Annotated in this window: 14 protein-coding genes and 1 pseudogene; 7 read left to right on the top strand and 8 right to left on the bottom strand. The window is 71.2% G+C overall.

Annotation, left to right across the window (positions count from 1 at the left end):
• Window positions 1-257: 257 nt before the first annotated feature.
• Complete coding sequence (locus ABB22_RS00895; protein ID WP_055768068.1) at window positions 258-602, top strand: GIY-YIG nuclease family protein; 345 nt, start codon at window positions 258-260, stop codon at window positions 600-602.
• A 67-nt stretch (window positions 603-669) separates the two neighbouring features.
• Window positions 670-1,047 (top strand): annotated as a pseudogene (locus tag ABB22_RS18670) (LacI family DNA-binding transcriptional regulator); the annotation flags it as partial.
• Between the two features lie 122 nt (window positions 1,048-1,169).
• Here ABB22_RS18670 and ABB22_RS00890 read toward each other — a convergent pair.
• A complete protein-coding gene (locus ABB22_RS00890) occupies window positions 1,170-1,550 on the bottom strand; it encodes an SseB family protein (protein ID WP_055768065.1) in 381 nt (126 codons plus the stop codon).
• A gap of 261 nt (window positions 1,551-1,811) precedes the next feature.
• Here ABB22_RS00890 and ABB22_RS00885 point away from each other — a divergent pair, with 261 nt between their 5' ends.
• Together ABB22_RS00885 and ABB22_RS00880 are read left to right on the top strand one after the other, a co-directional pair.
• Window positions 1,812-2,810, top strand: a complete 999-nt coding sequence (locus ABB22_RS00885) for a polyprenyl synthetase family protein (protein ID WP_055768062.1) — start codon at window positions 1,812-1,814, stop codon at window positions 2,808-2,810.
• Between the two features lie 4 nt (window positions 2,811-2,814).
• Window positions 2,815-3,069 (top strand): hypothetical protein, encoded by a 255-nt coding sequence (locus ABB22_RS00880; protein ID WP_055768060.1) that lies wholly within the window; start codon window positions 2,815-2,817, stop codon window positions 3,067-3,069.
• A 130-nt stretch (window positions 3,070-3,199) separates the two neighbouring features.
• Here ABB22_RS00880 and ABB22_RS00875 read toward each other — a convergent pair whose 3' ends face one another.
• The 4 genes from ABB22_RS00875 to ABB22_RS00860 all read right to left on the bottom strand — a co-directional run bounded on the left by ABB22_RS00875 (window position 3,200) and on the right by ABB22_RS00860 (window position 9,902).
• The gene (locus ABB22_RS00875; protein WP_055768057.1) at window positions 3,200-3,997 is read right to left on the bottom strand and encodes a dienelactone hydrolase family protein; all 798 of its coding nucleotides are present in this window, start codon (window positions 3,995-3,997) and stop codon (window positions 3,200-3,202) included.
• Between the two features lie 474 nt (window positions 3,998-4,471).
• Entirely contained in the window at window positions 4,472-5,878 is a 1,407-nt protein-coding gene (gene murD / locus ABB22_RS00870) for a UDP-N-acetylmuramoyl-L-alanine--D-glutamate ligase (protein WP_055768055.1), read from the bottom strand.
• Window positions 5,859-7,211, bottom strand: a complete 1,353-nt coding sequence (gene murL / locus ABB22_RS00865; protein WP_055768053.1) for a UDP-N-acetyl-alpha-D-muramoyl-L-alanyl-L-glutamate epimerase — start codon at window positions 7,209-7,211, stop codon at window positions 5,859-5,861. Before murL ends, murD begins: the two co-directional genes overlap by 20 nt.
• 81 nt (window positions 7,212-7,292) lie before the next feature.
• On the bottom strand, window positions 7,293-9,902 hold the full coding sequence (locus ABB22_RS00860) for a bifunctional aspartate kinase/diaminopimelate decarboxylase (protein ID WP_055768050.1): 2,610 nt from the start codon (window positions 9,900-9,902) through the stop codon (window positions 7,293-7,295).
• Window positions 9,903-10,116: 214 nt separating this feature from the next.
• Here ABB22_RS00860 and ABB22_RS00855 point away from each other — a divergent pair, with 214 nt between their 5' ends.
• From ABB22_RS00855 to ABB22_RS00845, 3 genes are all read left to right on the top strand, one after another.
• Window positions 10,117-10,977, top strand: coding sequence for a PhzF family phenazine biosynthesis protein (locus ABB22_RS00855; protein WP_055768518.1), 861 nt, complete (start codon window positions 10,117-10,119; stop codon window positions 10,975-10,977).
• 167 nt (window positions 10,978-11,144) lie between these two features.
• Window positions 11,145-12,020 carry a PhzF family phenazine biosynthesis protein gene (locus ABB22_RS00850; protein WP_055768046.1) on the top strand — a complete coding sequence of 292 codons (876 nt, stop codon included), beginning with the start codon at window positions 11,145-11,147 and terminating at the stop codon, window positions 12,018-12,020.
• A gap of 37 nt (window positions 12,021-12,057) precedes the next feature.
• The gene (locus ABB22_RS00845) at window positions 12,058-12,840 is read left to right on the top strand and encodes an SGNH/GDSL hydrolase family protein (protein WP_152983978.1); all 783 of its coding nucleotides are present in this window, start codon (window positions 12,058-12,060) and stop codon (window positions 12,838-12,840) included.
• 149 nt (window positions 12,841-12,989) lie between these two features.
• Here ABB22_RS00845 and tsaB read toward each other — a convergent pair whose 3' ends face one another.
• Genes tsaB through ABB22_RS00830 form a run of 3 tightly spaced genes read right to left on the bottom strand, consistent with a single transcriptional unit; the run spans window position 12,990 to window position 16,282 of the window.
• Entirely contained in the window at window positions 12,990-13,694 is a 705-nt protein-coding gene (gene tsaB / locus ABB22_RS00840; protein WP_055768041.1) for a tRNA (adenosine(37)-N6)-threonylcarbamoyltransferase complex dimerization subunit type 1 TsaB, read from the bottom strand.
• On the bottom strand, window positions 13,691-15,724 hold the full coding sequence (gene yoaA / locus ABB22_RS00835) for a DNA repair helicase YoaA (RefSeq protein WP_055768039.1): 2,034 nt from the start codon (window positions 15,722-15,724) through the stop codon (window positions 13,691-13,693). Before yoaA ends, tsaB begins: the two co-directional genes overlap by 4 nt.
• A 36-nt stretch (window positions 15,725-15,760) precedes the next feature.
• Window positions 15,761-16,282, bottom strand: a complete 522-nt coding sequence (locus tag ABB22_RS00830; RefSeq protein WP_055768516.1) for a hypothetical protein — start codon at window positions 16,280-16,282, stop codon at window positions 15,761-15,763.
• Between the last annotated feature and the right edge of the window lies 1 nt (window position 16,283).

Raw genomic sequence — 16,283 nt, 5'->3', positions numbered from 1 at the left:
GTCCAGGTCCAGGCTCTGCCCGGTGCGGTCGTCCAGCAGCAACAGGGGCCGTCCGTCCGCCGCCACGCCCGCGCGCGCGACGGCTTCCCGCACCACCTGCCGCAGCCCGCCACGGGCCAGCAGGCGCTCGCCCTCGAACAGGGCATGGGGGGCTTCCAGGGGATCGTTCATGCATCGACTCCAATTTGACCCGGGTAATATTGCCATCTAATTTTTACCCGGGCAATATTGGACTCCCCTTCAGGAGCCCCTCCACCATGGACAAGCAGCAACGCCGGCAGCAGATCGCCGACTACAAGCGCCGCCCGGTCCGCCGCGGCATCTACCGCGTGCACTGCACCGCCAGCGGCGAAAGCTGGGCCGGCCCGGCCAACGACCTGTCCACCATCGGCAACCGGCTGTGGTTCACCCTGCGCCTGGGCAACCACCCGCACCGGCAGCTGCAGCAGGCCTGGAACCTGCACGGCGCTGCCGCATTCGAATGGCACGACGCGCTGCAACTGGAAGACGAGCCTGACCTGCACGACTTCGAGCGCGAGCGCCTGCTGCAGGACGCGCTGGCCGAGGTCTGCCGGCGGACCGGCGCCACGCCGCTGCGCTGATCCGGCGCGGCGGCGTCCTTCCCGCGGCCGCATGGCATGGCGGCCGGCGACTTCACCCTGCCGGCCAATGAGGGACATCGAGGACAAAGCCACGCCACTGGATGGCGCGCACATGGCCGGCGTGTCGCAGCCGACGGTGTCGCGCGCCCTGCGTGGCGGCCCCATGCCAGCATCGAGACCCGCCGGCGCATCCTGGAGATCGCCCGGCAGCGGAACTGCAAGGCCGGCAAGAACGCCTCCAGCCTGCGCCACCAGCAGCCCGGCATGCTGGCGCTGCTGTTCTTCGAGGATCCGGCGCCGGACGACTCGCTGATCAATCCGTTCTTCCTCTCGATGCCGGGCCCGATCGCCTGCGCCTGCGCGATGACAGGGACAGGTCCTGCCGGCATCGTTCCAGCCGCTGTCCAGCGACTGGCATGCCGATTTCGAGAACGGCAACGGCGCGGGAACAACGGGGCAGGAGCGGTTTCAGCCGCGATGGCGCTTTCCCGGCAGGCCATGGAAAGGTTCGCGGCGGAAGCCGCACCTACAAGAGTCGGAGGCCGGCGATCGGCGGGACGTCGGCGATCAGCTGAAATCCTTGAGGAGTTCGCCTATGCCCGGGGGCGATATCTCGAACCCCAGCGGCGTTCCCGGGTTCACCACCACACCGTAACCGCCCGGCACCCGGCGCAGCACGTCCAGCATCGGCCAGCGCAGCGTGTGCGGCGCCTGCTGTGCGTGGAAGCCGACGCGCGCCATGTCGGTGAACACCGCCACGTGCAGCACGCCCTGCTTGTCGAACAGCAGCGGATCGAAGCCGCTGCCGTCGGGCGTGACCAGGCTGCCGGTGAGCAGCAGCACCTCCGATGCGACGAAGGCCTGCATGAAGGCCTTGATCGGCAGCGTACCGTCCATGGCCGCCTTCAGCAGCGTTTCAAGCGGGGTCTGCGGGGGAAGCGTGTCCATGGCGGGCGGTATCCGGCGGGGCGAGGATTGTAGCGTCGGCGCCACGCGGCAAAGGCAGGAGTGGCATGTCGTGGTCGTCGTGGAACGTCATCGGCGCGTATGGAGGGCGTACGGGCCGCCGCCAAAATGATGGCAGGCCAGTTTGGCGGTGGCACCGGAACCATGGAGCGCTGTGCATGCATGTTCACGGCCTTGCAGGCGCCCGCGCCCGCCCGTCGGCGCCACCGCCTATAATTCCCCCACGCCCCCCGACGCCATCGCATGAGCATCGCCGAAGACCTCCGCCCCGCGCTGGGCCTGCCCGCCATCCAGACCCTCGCCGCCCCGGACATGGCCGCCGTCGATGCCCTGATCCGCCATCGCCTGTCCTCGGACGTGGTGCTGATCAACCAGATCGCCGACCACATCATCTCCGCCGGCGGCAAGCGCCTGCGGCCGATGCTGGTGATGCTGGCCGGCCACGCCGCCGGCGGCGCCGGCCCCGAGCACCACCAGCTGGCGGCGATCATCGAGTTCATCCACACCTCCACCCTGCTGCACGACGACGTGGTGGACGAGTCGGACCTGCGCCGCGGGCGCAGCACCGCCAACGCGCTGTGGGGCAACGCGCCCAGCGTGCTGGTCGGCGACTTCCTGTATTCGCGCAGCTTCCAGCTGATGGTCGAGCTGGACCGCATGCCGGTGATGCGGATCCTGGCCGACACCACCAACCGCATCGCCGAGGGCGAGGTGCTGCAGCTGCTGCACGTCCACAACCCGGACACCGACGAAGCCGCCTACCTGCGCGTGATCGAGCGCAAGACCGCGGTGCTGTTCGCCGCCGGCACCCGCCTGGGCGCGCTGGCCAGCGGCGCCGGCGAAGCCGTGCAGCGGCAGCTGTACGACTACGGCATGGCCCTGGGCTATGCGTTCCAGATCGCCGACGACGTGCTGGACTACTCGGCCAACGCCGAGGAGCTGGGCAAGAACCTGGGCGACGACCTGGCCGAGGGCAAGGCCACGCTGCCGCTGATCCATGCGATGGCGCATTCGGACGCCGCCGTGCGCGAGCGCCTGCGCCAAATCGTGCAGGACGGCGACGCCGGGGCGATGCCGGAAGTGCTGGCCGCGATCCGCGCCACCGGCGGCCTGGAGTACAGCCGCCAGCGTGCGGTGGAATACGCCGACGCCGCCGAGCGCGCGCTCGATGGGCTGCCCGGAAGCGATGCGGTCGCCGCCCTGCGCGGGCTGGCCCGCTACGCGGTCGAACGCAGCCACTGACCCGATGACGGACCTGCAACACTTCAGCGACGAAGAGCGCGCCGTGCTGCTGGCGGTGAAAGGCGTCGGCGCCACCGTGGTGGCGCGGCTGGAACAACTGGGCTTTCATACACTGCCGCAATTGGCGCAGGCCGAACCCGGCGACATCGTCGCCCAGGCTTCGGCGATGCTCGGCAGCAGCTGCTGGCGCAACAGTCCGCAGGCCCGCGCCGCGATCACCGGCGCGATCGACGCCGCCCGCGCCAGCCAGGCTCGCTGACCGGCCTTCGCCAGGCCCCCTGCGGGGCAGGCCCCGCAGCTACGGCTGTCCCCTGCTCGTAGATGCGGGCTCACCGCGCATGGGGCCTCACCGGAAAAGCGCCCTGCGGGGCAGGCCCCGCGGCTACGGCTCAATCGCCGAAGCGTTCTTCCAGGAAGTTGCCCATCATCTTCCAGGCGCGCCTGGCCGCGCGCGGGTCGTACACGCAGCCGGGCGGACTGTTGGCATCGGATTCGGCGAAGCAATGCACCGCGCCGCTGAAGTTGACGAACTGCCAGTCGGCGCCGGCCGCGTCCATTTCCCTGCCGAAACCGGTTATGTCCTCGGCCGTCACGCCCTGGTCGGCAGCGCCGTTGAGCACCAGCATCGGCACCCTGCCGCTGTGCGCCGCGGCAGGCACCGGCGACGCCAACCCGCCGTGCAGGCTTACCACGCCGGCCAGCGGCATGCCCGCGCGCGCCATTTCCAGCACGGTGCTGCCACCGAAGCAGAAGCCGACCGCGGCGATGCGCGAGACGTCCAGCGGCGCCTTGCCGGCCTGCGCCTTCAACGCCTCCAGCGCCGCATGGGCGCGGGCGCGCAGGCGGGCGCGATCCCTGAGCAGCGGCTGCGCGGCCGCGGCCGCTTCGGTGTTGTCCTTCGGCCGCACGGCGCTGCCGTAGACATCGGCCACCAGCACCACGTAATCGTCGCCGGCGATGCGTCCGGCCTTCTCGATCGCCGAGGCATTCACGCCACGCCAGTTCGGCACCATCACCACGCCCGGGCGCCGCGCATCGCCCTTGTCGTCATAGACCAGCACGCCGCTGTAGCGGGCGCCGTCCAGCTGCCATTCCACCGGCCGCTGCTGCATCTTCGCCAGCGCCGGCATCGCCGCCGACGCGCACACCACCAGTAACGCCAACTGCCATTGTCGAACGGTTCGCATGGAGGCCACTCCGGTCGGGGAATGGCGCGAGTCTATGCCTCATGCGGCATGAAGGGGACGCCGTCCCGCGGAGGCTTCACCGGGAACGCCCGCCGGGCGCTGCCCGGCGCTACAGAACCCGAGGCCCCTTGTAGAGCGGGGCAACGCCCCGCTGGAGCCTTGCCGGGAAAGCCCCCGCCGGGCGCTGCCCGGCGCTACAGAACCCGAGGCCCTTGTAGAGCGGGGCAACGCCCCGCTGGAGCATTCCCGGCAAAGCCCTCGCCGGGCGCTGCCCGGCGCTACAGAACCCGAGGCCCCTTGTAGAGCGGGGCAACGCCCCGCTGGAGCCTTACCGGAAAAGCCCCCCGCCGGGCGCTGCCCGGCGCTACAGGGCCCATGGCGCCCGGTATTCCCATGACCGGGACTCGCCGCACCTGCGCCTTGCGCCGCGGAACATTGCAGGGACCCTGGAAAATGCGGTCCCGGCCTGCGCCATCAGGCGATGCCCAGCCCCGGGATCGCGCTGATGCTGTCCGGGTCGAAACCGGCCAGCGCGGCGAAGTGGCGGCCGCGCGCCACGTAATCGCGGTAGGCGCCGAAGCTGGGCGCGCCCGGCGACAGCAGCACCACCCCGCCCTGCGCGCCCAGCGCGGCGCGCGCCAGTTCGACCGCATGCGGCAGGTCGCCGGCGGCATGCAGGCCGAACCGGCCTTCATCGGCCAGTGGCTGCAGCAGGGCATGGATGCGCGGGCCATTGCCGCCCATGGTGACGATCTCCATCGGCGCGGTGTCGCGCATGTGCGCGGCGAAGTCGTGCCAGTCCAGGCCGCGGTCGTGGCCGCCGACCAGCAACGCGATGCGCTGCCCGGCGAAGCAGTCCAGCGCCGCCAGCGAGGCGTGCGGCGTGGTGCTGATCGAATCGTTGACCCAGCGCAGGCCGTCGCGCTCGCCCAGCAGCTGCAGGCGGTTGGGCAGCGGGCGGAAGCTGCGCACCGCCGGCGCCAGCGCCACCGCGTCCAGGCCCAGCGCTTCCAGCGCCGCCAGCACCGCGCACAGATTGCCGCGGTTGTGGCGGCCCGGCAGCGGCGTGTCCGAGGTATCGAACACCGGCTGCGCGCCGCGATGCACCACCTCGCCGACCATGTGCCAGCCCTCGGGCTGGTTGAACCACACGACTTCGCTGTGCGGCAGCTGCAATGCGCGCAGGTGTTCGTCGGCGGCATTGAGCACCGCCACGCGCGGATGGCCGCCGGTCACCAGCGACAGCTTGTCGTCGATGTAGCGCTGTTCGCTGCCGTGCCAGTCCAGGTGTTCCGGGAAGATGTTCAGCACGATGGCCACATCCGGCCGCGCGCCGCTGCGCGCGACTTCGCCGGTCTGGTAGCTGGACAGTTCCACCGCCCAGTATTCCGGCGCCGGTTGCGGGTCCAGGACCTCCAGCAGCGGCAGGCCGATGTTGCCGGCCAGCCCCGTGCGGTGCCCGGCTGCACGCAGCAGGTGCGCCAGCAGCGAGGTGGTGGTGCTCTTGCCCTTGGTGCCGGTCACGCACACCGTACCGGGCAGCACGCCGTCGACGCGCGCGTGCTCGCTGAACCACAGCGAGGTGCCGCCGATGAACTGCGTCCCCTGCTCCAGCGCCTGCTGCGCCTCGGGCTTGTACGGGCTGATGCCCGGCGATTTCACCACCACGTCGAAACGCGACAAGGCCGCGCCGGTCGCGTCGGTTTCCACCTGCAGCGCACCGCCGGTCTCGGCGCGCGCGCCTTCGGCCTCGGCCTCGGGGCAGAACAGGGTCAGCGGCAGGCCGGGCAGGCGCTCGCGCAGCGCGTGGAAGGCCGCACGGCCTTCGCGGCCCCAGCCCCACAGCGCGACGCGCCTGCCCTCAAGCTGCGAAATCCGCACGCAGGCGCTCCCACAGGGCGGCCGGGATGCGGTGCTCGCCATCGATGACCAGCAACGGTTCGATCTTCAGTTCGTCGGCCGCCAGCGTCGGCTGGATCAGGCTGGCGAAGCGCTTGACCAGCGCGTCCTCCTTCCACTCCGGACGCGCGGCCAGCGCCGCCATCGCCGCGCGCGACTCCTTGCCCTCGCCCACGCATTCGAACGGCTTGTGGTCCTGGAATTCCAGCAGCGCGTCGAAACCGCCGGCCTGCTCGCCATCGTCGAGCAGGTTGCGGCCGAAGATGCGCACCAGCCGGGTCTTGGGCATGAACGGCGCCAGCGCCAGGAACACGAAGTGGCACTTCGGGCAGACGCCGCACCAGCGGTTCACCGGGCGCTCGCCGAGGATGTGGAAATTGCGGTTGCAGCTGGAGAAGTGCGCGTCGTAGTAGTCGGTCTTGGCGAACTGCCGCGCCACCGCCAGCTCGGACAGCGGGCGCAGCAGCGAGTAGTAATGCAGGTCGGCGGCGACATGCCGCTGCACGTGTTCGCCGAACGCCTTTTCGAACGCCCAGCCCTTGGACCACTGGTGGTTGACCTCGCCGGTACCGGCGATCTGGCTGCCGTAGCTGGCCGAGCGCTCGTTGGAGAACACCACCTGGTCCACGCCCTGCACCAGCGCCGCCAGCACCATGATCGCCGAGTTCACCGCGGTCACCGGGATGTGGCCGTTCCACGCGCCCTGGCGGTTGAGCTCGAACAGCTCCGGCGCCAGCGCGCGGCCGATGTTGAGCAACGGCAGGCCGGTGCGCTCGGCGCAGGCGCGGATCAGCTGCGAACCGCCGATCCAGGTGACGGTGGCGGCCACGTCGGCACGGCGCAGCGCCTCGATGCTGACCAGCGAATCCTTGCCCCCGCCGATGGCGACCAGCGCGTGCGCGCGCAGGCCCAGCGACTGCGCCGGCTCGGCCTGCGCCTCCACCGGCAGCCTGAAGCGACCGCGCAGGTTCAGTCCGTTGCGGTAGGCGAATTCGCCCAGGCCGTTGAGGTAGACCGTTTCCACCAGCGCTGCGGTATCGGCATCGATGGCGTAGCTGTCGATGGACACCTGCGCCGGCACCGCCGCCTTGTAGTAGCTCACGCCGGCGATCAGGTGCAGCAGGCGCAGGGCGCGCTGCACCGCCGCCGCGCGCTCGCCGTCCAGCCGGAACGGCGCGCCCGGCACGGTGACGGTTTCGGTCATCTCCGGACCGTCGTCGAAGGCGTACACCAGCCGCGCCACGCCGGTATCCGCGGCGAAATCGCAGCGGACGAAACGGAAGCGGGAAACCTGGTCTTTGTCGAAAGCTGTCATGGCGTATCCGGAATCAAGCGGGGCGCCGCGCGCGATGGCGGGCTGGCGCGGCAGAACGAAGGGGAATGCGGGACATCGACATCATTGCGCATCGTCGATGACGTCCTCGCGCGGCAGCGCGCGGTGGTTGTAGTGGCTGGCCATGCTGAAGCCGTAGGCGCCGGCGTCGGCGATCAGCATGACGTCGTCCGGCACGGTGGTGGACGGCAGCTTCACCCGCTGCGCGAACACGTCGCTGGATTCGCAGATCGGGCCGACCACGCTGAAGTCGACGTCGCGCGCGTCGTCCAGCCGCGACAGGTTGGCGATGTCGTGCCAGGCGTCGTACAGCGCCGGGCGCAGCAGCGCGTTCATGCCGGCATCCAGGCCGATGCGGCGCACGCCGTCCTTCTCCACCACCTGGGTGGTCCGGGCCAGCAGCACGCCGGCTTCCGCGACCAGGAAACGGCCCGGCTCGACCGCCAGCTGGAACGCCGGGTGCACCGCCTTGATCTCGGCCAGGCCGGCGGCCCAGGCGTCGAGGTCGAACGGTTCGTCGTCGTCGCTGTAGGGCACCGGCAGGCCGCCGCCGATATCGAGGATCTCCACGCTGCCGATGCGGCGCGCGAAACCGGCCAGCTCGTCGACCATCTGCTTCCAGTGGCCGCTGTTCTCCACGCCGCTGCCCAGGTGCGCGTGGATGCCGGTGATGCGTACGCCGATGCCGCGCGCCACGTCGAGGAACTCGTCCACGCGCTGCGCCGACAGGCCGAACTTGGCCTCCTTGCCGCCGGTGTTGACCTTCCTGTGGTGGCCGTCGCCATGGCCCAGGTCGATGCGCAGCCACAGCGCGCGGTCGCGGAAAACATCCGGCCAGCGCCGCAGCAGTTCGACGTTGTCGACGGTGACGTTGACCCCACGCGCCAGCGCCGCCGCGTACTCGGCGATGGGCGCGAAGCTCGGGGTGAACAGCACGCGCGAAGGCGCCAACTCCGGCAGCGCGGCGAACACATGCTCGACCTCGCCCAGCGACACGCATTCCAGGCCGAGGCCTTCCTCGACCAGCGTGCGCAGGATGGCCAGGTGCGGATTGGCCTTGATCGCGTAGTAACGCCGGTCCAGCGCCGCCACCGCCTTGAGCTGGCGGGCGCGCTCGCGCACCGTAGGCAGGTGGTAGACATAGCGCGGCGTGCCCTGCGCGGCCAGTTCCAGCAGTTGCCGGCGCTGCTGCTGCGCGCGCCACCACGGCGTCGCGCGCGGGCGCACATGGCCGATGATCTCGCGCCAGCGCGGGCCGAACACCTGCTCCTCGTATACCGGCATGGCGCCGCTGTCGATCAGTTCGTCGTGCAGGATCGGCAGCAGGCCATCGGCATCGGCCTCGTCGATCACGAAGGTCAGGTTCAGGTCGTTGGACGACTGGCTGATCATGTGCACGCGCTCCTTGCCGAACGTGGCCCACACGTCGGAGAGCTTGTACAGCAGCGAGCGCATGCCGCGGCCGACCAGGGTGATGGCCGCGCACGGCACGATCACCTTGACCTTGCAGATTTCCGACAGGTCGGCCGACAGCGCCGCCAGCACGTCGGTGCTGACCAGGTTCTCGGACGGGTCGAGCGAGACGGTGACGTTGGTTTCGGCCGAGCCGATCAGGTCCACCGACAGACCGTGCCTGCGGAACAGGTCGAACACGTCGGCGAGGAAGCCGACCTGCTGCCACATGCCGATGCCTTCCATCGACACCAGCACGATGCCGTTGCGGCGGCTGATCGCCTTCACGCCCGGCACCGGCTCGGCGCTGCCGTCGATGCTGGTACCCGGCATGTGCGGGCGCTCGGTGTCGAGGATGGCCATCGGCACGCCGGCGTCGCGGCACGGCTTGATCGAGCGCGGATGCAGCACCTTGGCGCCGGTGGTGGCGATTTCCTGCGCCTCGTAATAGTCCAGCCGGGTGAGCAGGCGCGCGTCGGGCACGTCCTTCGGGTTGGCGCTGAACATGCCCGGCACGTCGGTCCAGATCTCCACGCGGCTGGCGCGCAGCAGTGCGCCGAAATACGCGGCCGAGGTGTCCGAACCGCCACGACCGAGGATCGCGGTGCCGCCGTCGCCGTGGCGGGCGATGAAGCCCTGGGTGAGCAGCATGCGCGCGGGCTGGGCGTTGAAGCGCTCCTTGAAGCCGGCGTCGCCCTGCCACTGGCAGTTCACCGACAGCCGCTGCGACCAGGCGCTCTGGTTCGGCGCCGGCGGCTGCGCGCACAGCCACTGGCGCGCGTCCATCCAGCCGAAATCCAGGCCGTTGCCGCGCAGGTAGGCCGCGCCGATGGTCGAGGACAGCAGTTCGCCCTGGCCCAGCACCTCGGCCTGCCAGTCCAGCGGGCGGCTGGCCGCGCGCGGGTCGTCGAGCAGCGCCTGCAAGGCTGCCAGGCGCTCGACCAGCACTTCAGCGCCCAGTTCCAGTTCGACGAGGAAGTCGTTGTGGCGCGCGACCAGCGCGGCGACCCGCGCGCGGCTGTCGGCAGCGCCATCGGCGATGGCGGTCAGTTCATTGGTCACGCCTGACAGCGCGGAAACCACCACCAGTACCCGGCCGCCGGTCTCGTCCGCACGTTTTTTCGCCAGTTCCCCGATCGTGTTCCAACGATGACGACGCGACACCGAGGTGCCACCGAACTTGAGGACGATCCAGCGATCGACGAGGGGGGAAGAGGACATTGGCGTGGGGGTTCACATTGGGGAGAAAGACCCGACGGGCGGGCGGAACCGTCGATTCTATAGCCATGCCCCGCCCCGCGGAGCCGCCGGTTCCGGGCGACAGCATTGCATTGCCGGCGCTCCCGCCCCGCTTTGGCGCATGCCCGCGCCCGCGCAACGCTCGCGATGCAGGCGCGCCCGGCCTATGCTGGCCCGCCCCGCCGCTCCTGCCGCCATGACCGCACGCCGTTACCTGCAACTGGACGTCTTCGCCGCCCGCCCCGGGGCCGGCAATCCGCTGGCCGCCGTGATCGATGCCGATGGCCTGGACGATGCGGCCATGCAGGCCATCGCCGCCTGGCTGAACCTGTCCGAGACGGTGTTCTTCCTGCCACCGGAGGCGGGCGCGGACTACCGCATCCGCATCTTCACCCCGAAGATGGAACTGCCCTTCGCCGGCCATCCCAGCGTCGGCGCGGCCTGGGCCGCGGTGGAACTGGGCCTGGCCACGCCCGACGACGGGCGCCAGCTGGTCCAGCAATGCGCCGCCGGCCTGCTGCCGGTGCGCGTGCAGGGCAGCGGCCGCTTCCGCCTGCTGCACGTGCGCAGCCCGCAGGCCGTACGCCGCGACATCGCCGCGCCGGACCTGCCGCCCGGCCTGGCCGCGCTGGCGCACCCGGACGCGGAACCGGCGCTGTGGAACAACGGCCCGGACTGGTGGCTGCTGGAAGCGGCCGACGAAACCGCGCTGCGCCGCTACCGGCCCGAGCTGGCCGCCATCGCCGCCCTGCCCGGCAACGGCAAGCTCGCCGTGTTCGCCGCCGCGGCACGACCCGATGTCGGCTACCAGTACGTGGTGCGCGCCTTCGCTCCGGGCGTGGGCATCGACGAAGACCCGGTGACCGGCAGCGCCAACGCGCTGGTCGCCGCGCACCTGCTGGCGCAGGGCCGGCTCGCGCCGGGGCAGCAGTACCGTGCCAGCCAGGGCCGCGAGCGCGGCCGCAACGGCGAGGTCCACGTGCAGATCGACGCCGGCGGCCATGTCTGGATCGGCGGCGAAGTGCAGCCGGTCATCGACGGCCATCTCGACTGGTAACAGCCCTTGCATTGACCCGTAGGAGCGCACTTCGGTGCGCGATGGAGCCTTCCTGTTGAATCCCCGCACAGGGATGTGCGGGCTGTCGCGGAGGGATCCGCATGACAGCCTCATCGCGCACTGAAGTTCGCTCCTGCACCTATCTCCCACATCCGATGGAATTCCCCATGACCACCCGCCGCTTCCTGCAACTGGACGTCTTCGCCCCGCGCCCCGGCACCGGCAACCCGCTGGCCGTGGTGCTCGACGCCGACGGCCTGGACGATGCCGCCATGCAGGCCATCGCCCGCTGGACCCGCCTGCCGGAAACCACCTTCGTGTTCGCGCCCACCGCACCGGGCAGCAGCTACCGCATCCGCATGTTCGCGCCGCAGAAGGAAGTGCCGTTCGCCGGCCATCCCAGCGTCGGCAGCGCGCATGCGGTACTGGAATGCGGCCTGGCCGTACCGGTCGACGGCCTGCTGGTGCAGGACGGCATCGCCGGCCAGCTGCCGCTGCGCGTTGACGAAACCGACGGCGTGCGCCGCATCGCCATCCGCACCCCGCGCGCATCGGTGGCGGAGGTTGTGGACGCGAACGACCCGCGCCTGCGCCCGGCCATCGCTGGCTGGACGCTCGGCGCGCTGCCGCCGGTGCTGATGGACGGCGGCCGCCGCTGGTGGCTGGTGGAACTGGCCGACGAAGCCACGCTGCGCGCCCTCGTTCCCGACTGGGACGCCATCGCCACGCTGGCCGAGACCACCGGCGCGATGGGCGTGTTCTCCTACGCCCGCAGCGGCGGCCAGTCCCACGACCTGGCGGTGCGCGCCTTCGTCGGCAACGGCCGCCGCTTCGAGGACGCCGCCTCCGGCGCGGCCAATGCGGTGCTCGCCGCGTGGCTGGACGAACGCGACGCCCTGCCCGGCGGCGACAGGCGCTACACCGCCAGCCAGGGCCGCGAGGTCGGCCACGACGCGCTGCTGGAGCTGCGCATCGACGAACGCGGCGACGTATGGTCCGGCGGACAGGTACAGACGGTGATCCGCGGAACCATCGACTGGTAGGCCGGTCACAGCAGCACACTCCGGGCGGATCGAACCCATGCGTCGATGGATGCTGCTGTTGTCCCTGCTCCTTGCATGCATGCCCACGTTCGCGCTGGAGCCGGCCTCTCCGCAACGCATCCTGTTCGTCGGCAACAGCCTGACCTATGTCGGCAACCTGCCGGCCACCTTCGCCGCGATGGCCAAGGCCAACGGGCACGATGTCCGCAGTGCGATGATCGTGCGGGGCGGCGCCACGCTTGCCCAGCGCGTGGCCGATGGTTCCGTGCAACGGGCGCTGGCCAGTTACAGGCCGGCGGTGCTCGTCCTGCAGGAGCGCGGTGGCGACCTGATGTGCCTGCCCGACGAAGAGGCCTGCCGACAATCCCGGCAGGCGGTGCGGACGCTGGCCCGGGCCGGTCGCGAAGCCGGCGCGCGGGTGCTGCTGCTGGGCAGCTACCAGTCCCATCCCCGCGCCTCGGCGGCGATTGTCGGGAACGAACGCGCCGCCGCCACGCAGGCCGGCATCGGCTATGTCGAGATTTCAGAAAGCCTGCGCCGGCTGTCCGGCGAAGCCGGCTCGCTTGCCTGGCACGACGCCGACGGCGTGCACCCCGGGCCGGCGCTGACCCTGCTGGATGCGATCCAGCTGCATCGCGCGTTGTTCGGCGCATTCCCCGCGCAGGGCTTTGAGGTGGCCGCGCCGATCTATACGCCCGGCAGCGGGTTGCACGCCGAACTGCGCGATGCCGACGCGGCCGCGCCACGGCCAGCGGAAACGCCGCAGGGCATCCGTCATGACAGCGCGATGATCGGGCGACTCAATTCGATGCTGGATTGAGGCAGCTCTCGCAGGAGCGCCCTTCAGTGCGCGGAGAAACCGTCATACGGCTCCCTCCGCAACAGCCCGCGCATCCATGTACAGGAAGCTCCATCGCGCACTGAAGGACGCCCCTGCGAATGCACGGGCGTTTCCGCCAACGCATTGCCTCAACGCGAGGCGCGCAGCGCCTGCTGTTCGATCAGGGTGAGCGCGACGTTGTCGCGCAGGTAGGCCGGCTGCACAAGCTCCGGGGCGATGCCCTCGCCGCGGGCGAAGGCCGGTACGGCGATCTTCAGCACGTCCGATGCGCGCGGCAGCGCCTGCGCGTCGAGCGACGACAAGCGGGCCTGCAGGCGCGTGGCGAGCAGGCCGTCGGCTGCGCCGAAACCGGTGCCCACGCCCGCCCAGCAGCTGCCGTCCTCGGGCAGCTGCAGCGCGTCCGGTGCGATCACCGCTTCGGCGCCCTGCCCCTGCATAACGCCATCGGCACCGCGCACGCAGCGCGCGGCGTAGACCTCGCCCATGCGCGCGTCGATGCAGGCCAGCACGTGCGTGGCGTCGTCCGGCGCCCGCATCGCCAGCACCTGCAGGGTCGACACCGGCAGCAGCGGCCGATCCAGCGCCAGCGCGATGCCCTGGGCGATGGCGATGGCCAGGCGCACGCCGGTGAAGGCGCCGGGGCCGCGCCCCAGGGCGATGGCGTCCAGCTGCGCGCGGGCGATGCCGGCTTCGGCCAGCAGTTGCTCCGCCCACGGCAGCGTCAGTTCCGCATGCCGGCGCGGCGCGATCTCGAAGCGTTCCAGCACCTGCCCATCGACATGCAGGGCGACGGAACAGGCTTCGGTGGCGGTTTCCAGGGCGAGCAGCTTCATGGGGTCACATCGGGGTCGGGAGAGGACGGCATGGCGGTTTCCACGGCCGGCGCGTCGGCATCGGGCTGCCATTGTCGCGCAAAGAACGCCTGCACATCGGCCAGCTCGCGGGTGCGGCGGAACGGCGGCAGCGAATCCAGGAACACGCGCCCGTAGCCGCGGCTGAGCAGGCGCGGGTCGCACAGCACCAGCACGCCGCGGTCGGTCTCGCTGCGGATCAGCCGGCCCACGCCCTGCTTGAGCGCGATCACCGCCTGCGGCAGCTGTTCGTCGCGGAACGGGTTGCCGCCCTCGCGGCGGATCGCGTCCAGCCGTGCCTCGTACACCGGATCGTCCGGCGCGGCGAAGGGCAGCTTGTCGATCACCACCACGCTCAGCGCGTCGCCGGCCACGTCCACGCCTTCGCGGAAACTGGCCGAGCCGAGCAGCACGCCATTGCCCGAATCGCGGAACCGCTGCAGCAGGCTGGCGCGCGGCGCCTCGCCCTGCACGAACAGCGGCCACGGCCCGCCGCGCAGCGCGTCGGCGGCCTCGCGCAGCGCGCGGTGCGAGGCGAACAGCAGGAAGGCGCGGCCCTGCGAGGCTTCCAGCACCGGCCGCAGGGTGGCGATCAGCGCGGCGCCGAAACCGCGCGCGGCCGGATCGGGCAGCTGCTTCGGCAGGTAGCACAGCGCCTGCACCGGCCAGTCGAACGGGCTGGGCTGGACCAGCGTGTCCGGATCGTCCAGGCCCAGGCGCGCGGCCAGATGGTCGAAGGCGCCATCGACCGTGAGCGTGGCCGAGGTGAACACCCAGGCGGCCAGCGAGCGCTGGCGGTGTTCGCGCAGCGGCCCGGAAACGTCCAGCGGCGTGCGCTGGCAGCGGAAACCGCGCGGGGTCAGCTCGTACCAGAGCACGTCGTTGCCGTCGCCGGCCGCGCTGGCGTCATCGCTCTCGAAATCAGGCAGCGGCGCGTCCTCGCCCAGCCAGCGCGCCAGCCGCGCCACGCCTTCGCAGGCGCGCGCGTGGCAGGCATCCAGGCCCGGCGAGGTCTCGCGCACGCCGGCCAGCGCATCGCGCAGCTGCGCCAGCGCCGCGGCCAGCACGTCGAATCCTTCGGCCACGTCCGGCACCGCCAGCGCGCGCCATTGCGTGCCGCGCGGCGGCAGCTGTTCCATCGCCGCGCGCAGTTGCCGCAGCGCCATTTCCAGCGTAGCTACCGGCTGCTGCAGTGCCGGTTGCGCGCCGGCCACGCCGCGGCATTCGGCCAGGCAGTCGCGCGCCAGCTCCTGCCACGGGCGCATGCCGAAGCCCTCGCCGAAGAAATTGGCCGCCAGTTCCGGCAGCTGGTGCGCCTCGTCGATCACGAACGCCTGCGCGCCCGGCAGGATTTCGCCGAAGCCTTCCTGCTTGAGCGCCAGGTCGGCCAGCAGCAGGTGGTGGTTGACCACGACCAGGTCGGCCTCCTGCGCGCGTTGCCGCGCCTGCACCACGCAGCAGTCGCCCCAGAACGGGCAATCGCTGCCCAGGCAATTGTCGACGGTGGAGGTGACCATCGGCAGCAGCGGCGAGTCGTCGGCCAGCCCGTCCAGTTCGGCCACGTCGCCATGTTTCGTGCGGCCGGCCCAGGCGACGATGCGCTGGAACTGCGCCGCCTGTTCGGGCGAGGCGAAACGCGGCTCGCCGCGCGCCTGGTCCAGCCGGTAGCGGCACAGGTAGTTGGCGCGGCCCTTGAGCAGCGCGCTGCGGTGGCCGACGCCGAGCGCGGCGCGCACGCGCGGCAGGTCGCGGTGATAGAGCTGGTCCTGCAGCGCGCGGGTACCGGTGCTGACGATGGTCTTCAGCCCGGACAGCAGCGCCGGCACAAGGTAGGCGAAGGTCTTGCCGGTGCCGGTACCGGCCTCGGCAAGCAATACGTCGCGCTGCTGGAACGCGTCGGCGATGGCCTCGGCCAGCCGCAGCTGCGCCGCACGCGGGGTGAAGGCGTCCAGTTGCCGCGCGAGCGCCCCGCCCTCGCTGAGGGCTTCACGGCTGGCGGTTGCTAGCGACATCGGAATCCGTGGAAAAAGGCGGGGACGGGCCTGCCCTCAATACCGCTTGATCCCGGGCACCGTGCAGCCTTCGATCTGCGCATGCGCCGAGGCGGCGTTTTCCTTCTCGGCGCGGGCCAGGTGCGCCTGCTCGATGGTGGCCCAATGGCGGCGGCACAGCGGGCCGGTACGCGAACCCAGCGAGACCGCCTTGCGCGCCAGCGTCTCGGCGCGGCTCCAGTCGCCCTGCAGCAGCGCGATCTCGGCGCGCTCCTGCAGGATGCCCGGGTCGTCCTCGACCAGCAGCAGCGCCTGGTTCAGCGCATCGGCGGCACCGGCCAGGTCGCCGGCATCGCGGCGCTCGCCGGCGATCTCGCGCAGGTCGTCCACCTGCGGATCGCGCACCGGCTGCACCGACACTTCCTTGTCGTCGGCACCGGCGGCGGTAAGCACCGCGGCCATGCGCTGCGCGGGCGTGGTCGTATCGACCACCGGCGGCGGCGGGGGCGGCGTGCTGGTGCAGGCGGCAAGGGCGAGGGAAACGGCCAGGACGGCCAGTGCGCGGTGGATCGGAAGCATG

Source organism: Stenotrophomonas nitritireducens (genome assembly GCF_001431425.1).
GTDB lineage: Bacteria > Pseudomonadota > Gammaproteobacteria > Xanthomonadales > Xanthomonadaceae > Stenotrophomonas > Stenotrophomonas nitritireducens.
This window is presented reverse-complemented; position numbering and strand designations above follow the sequence as displayed.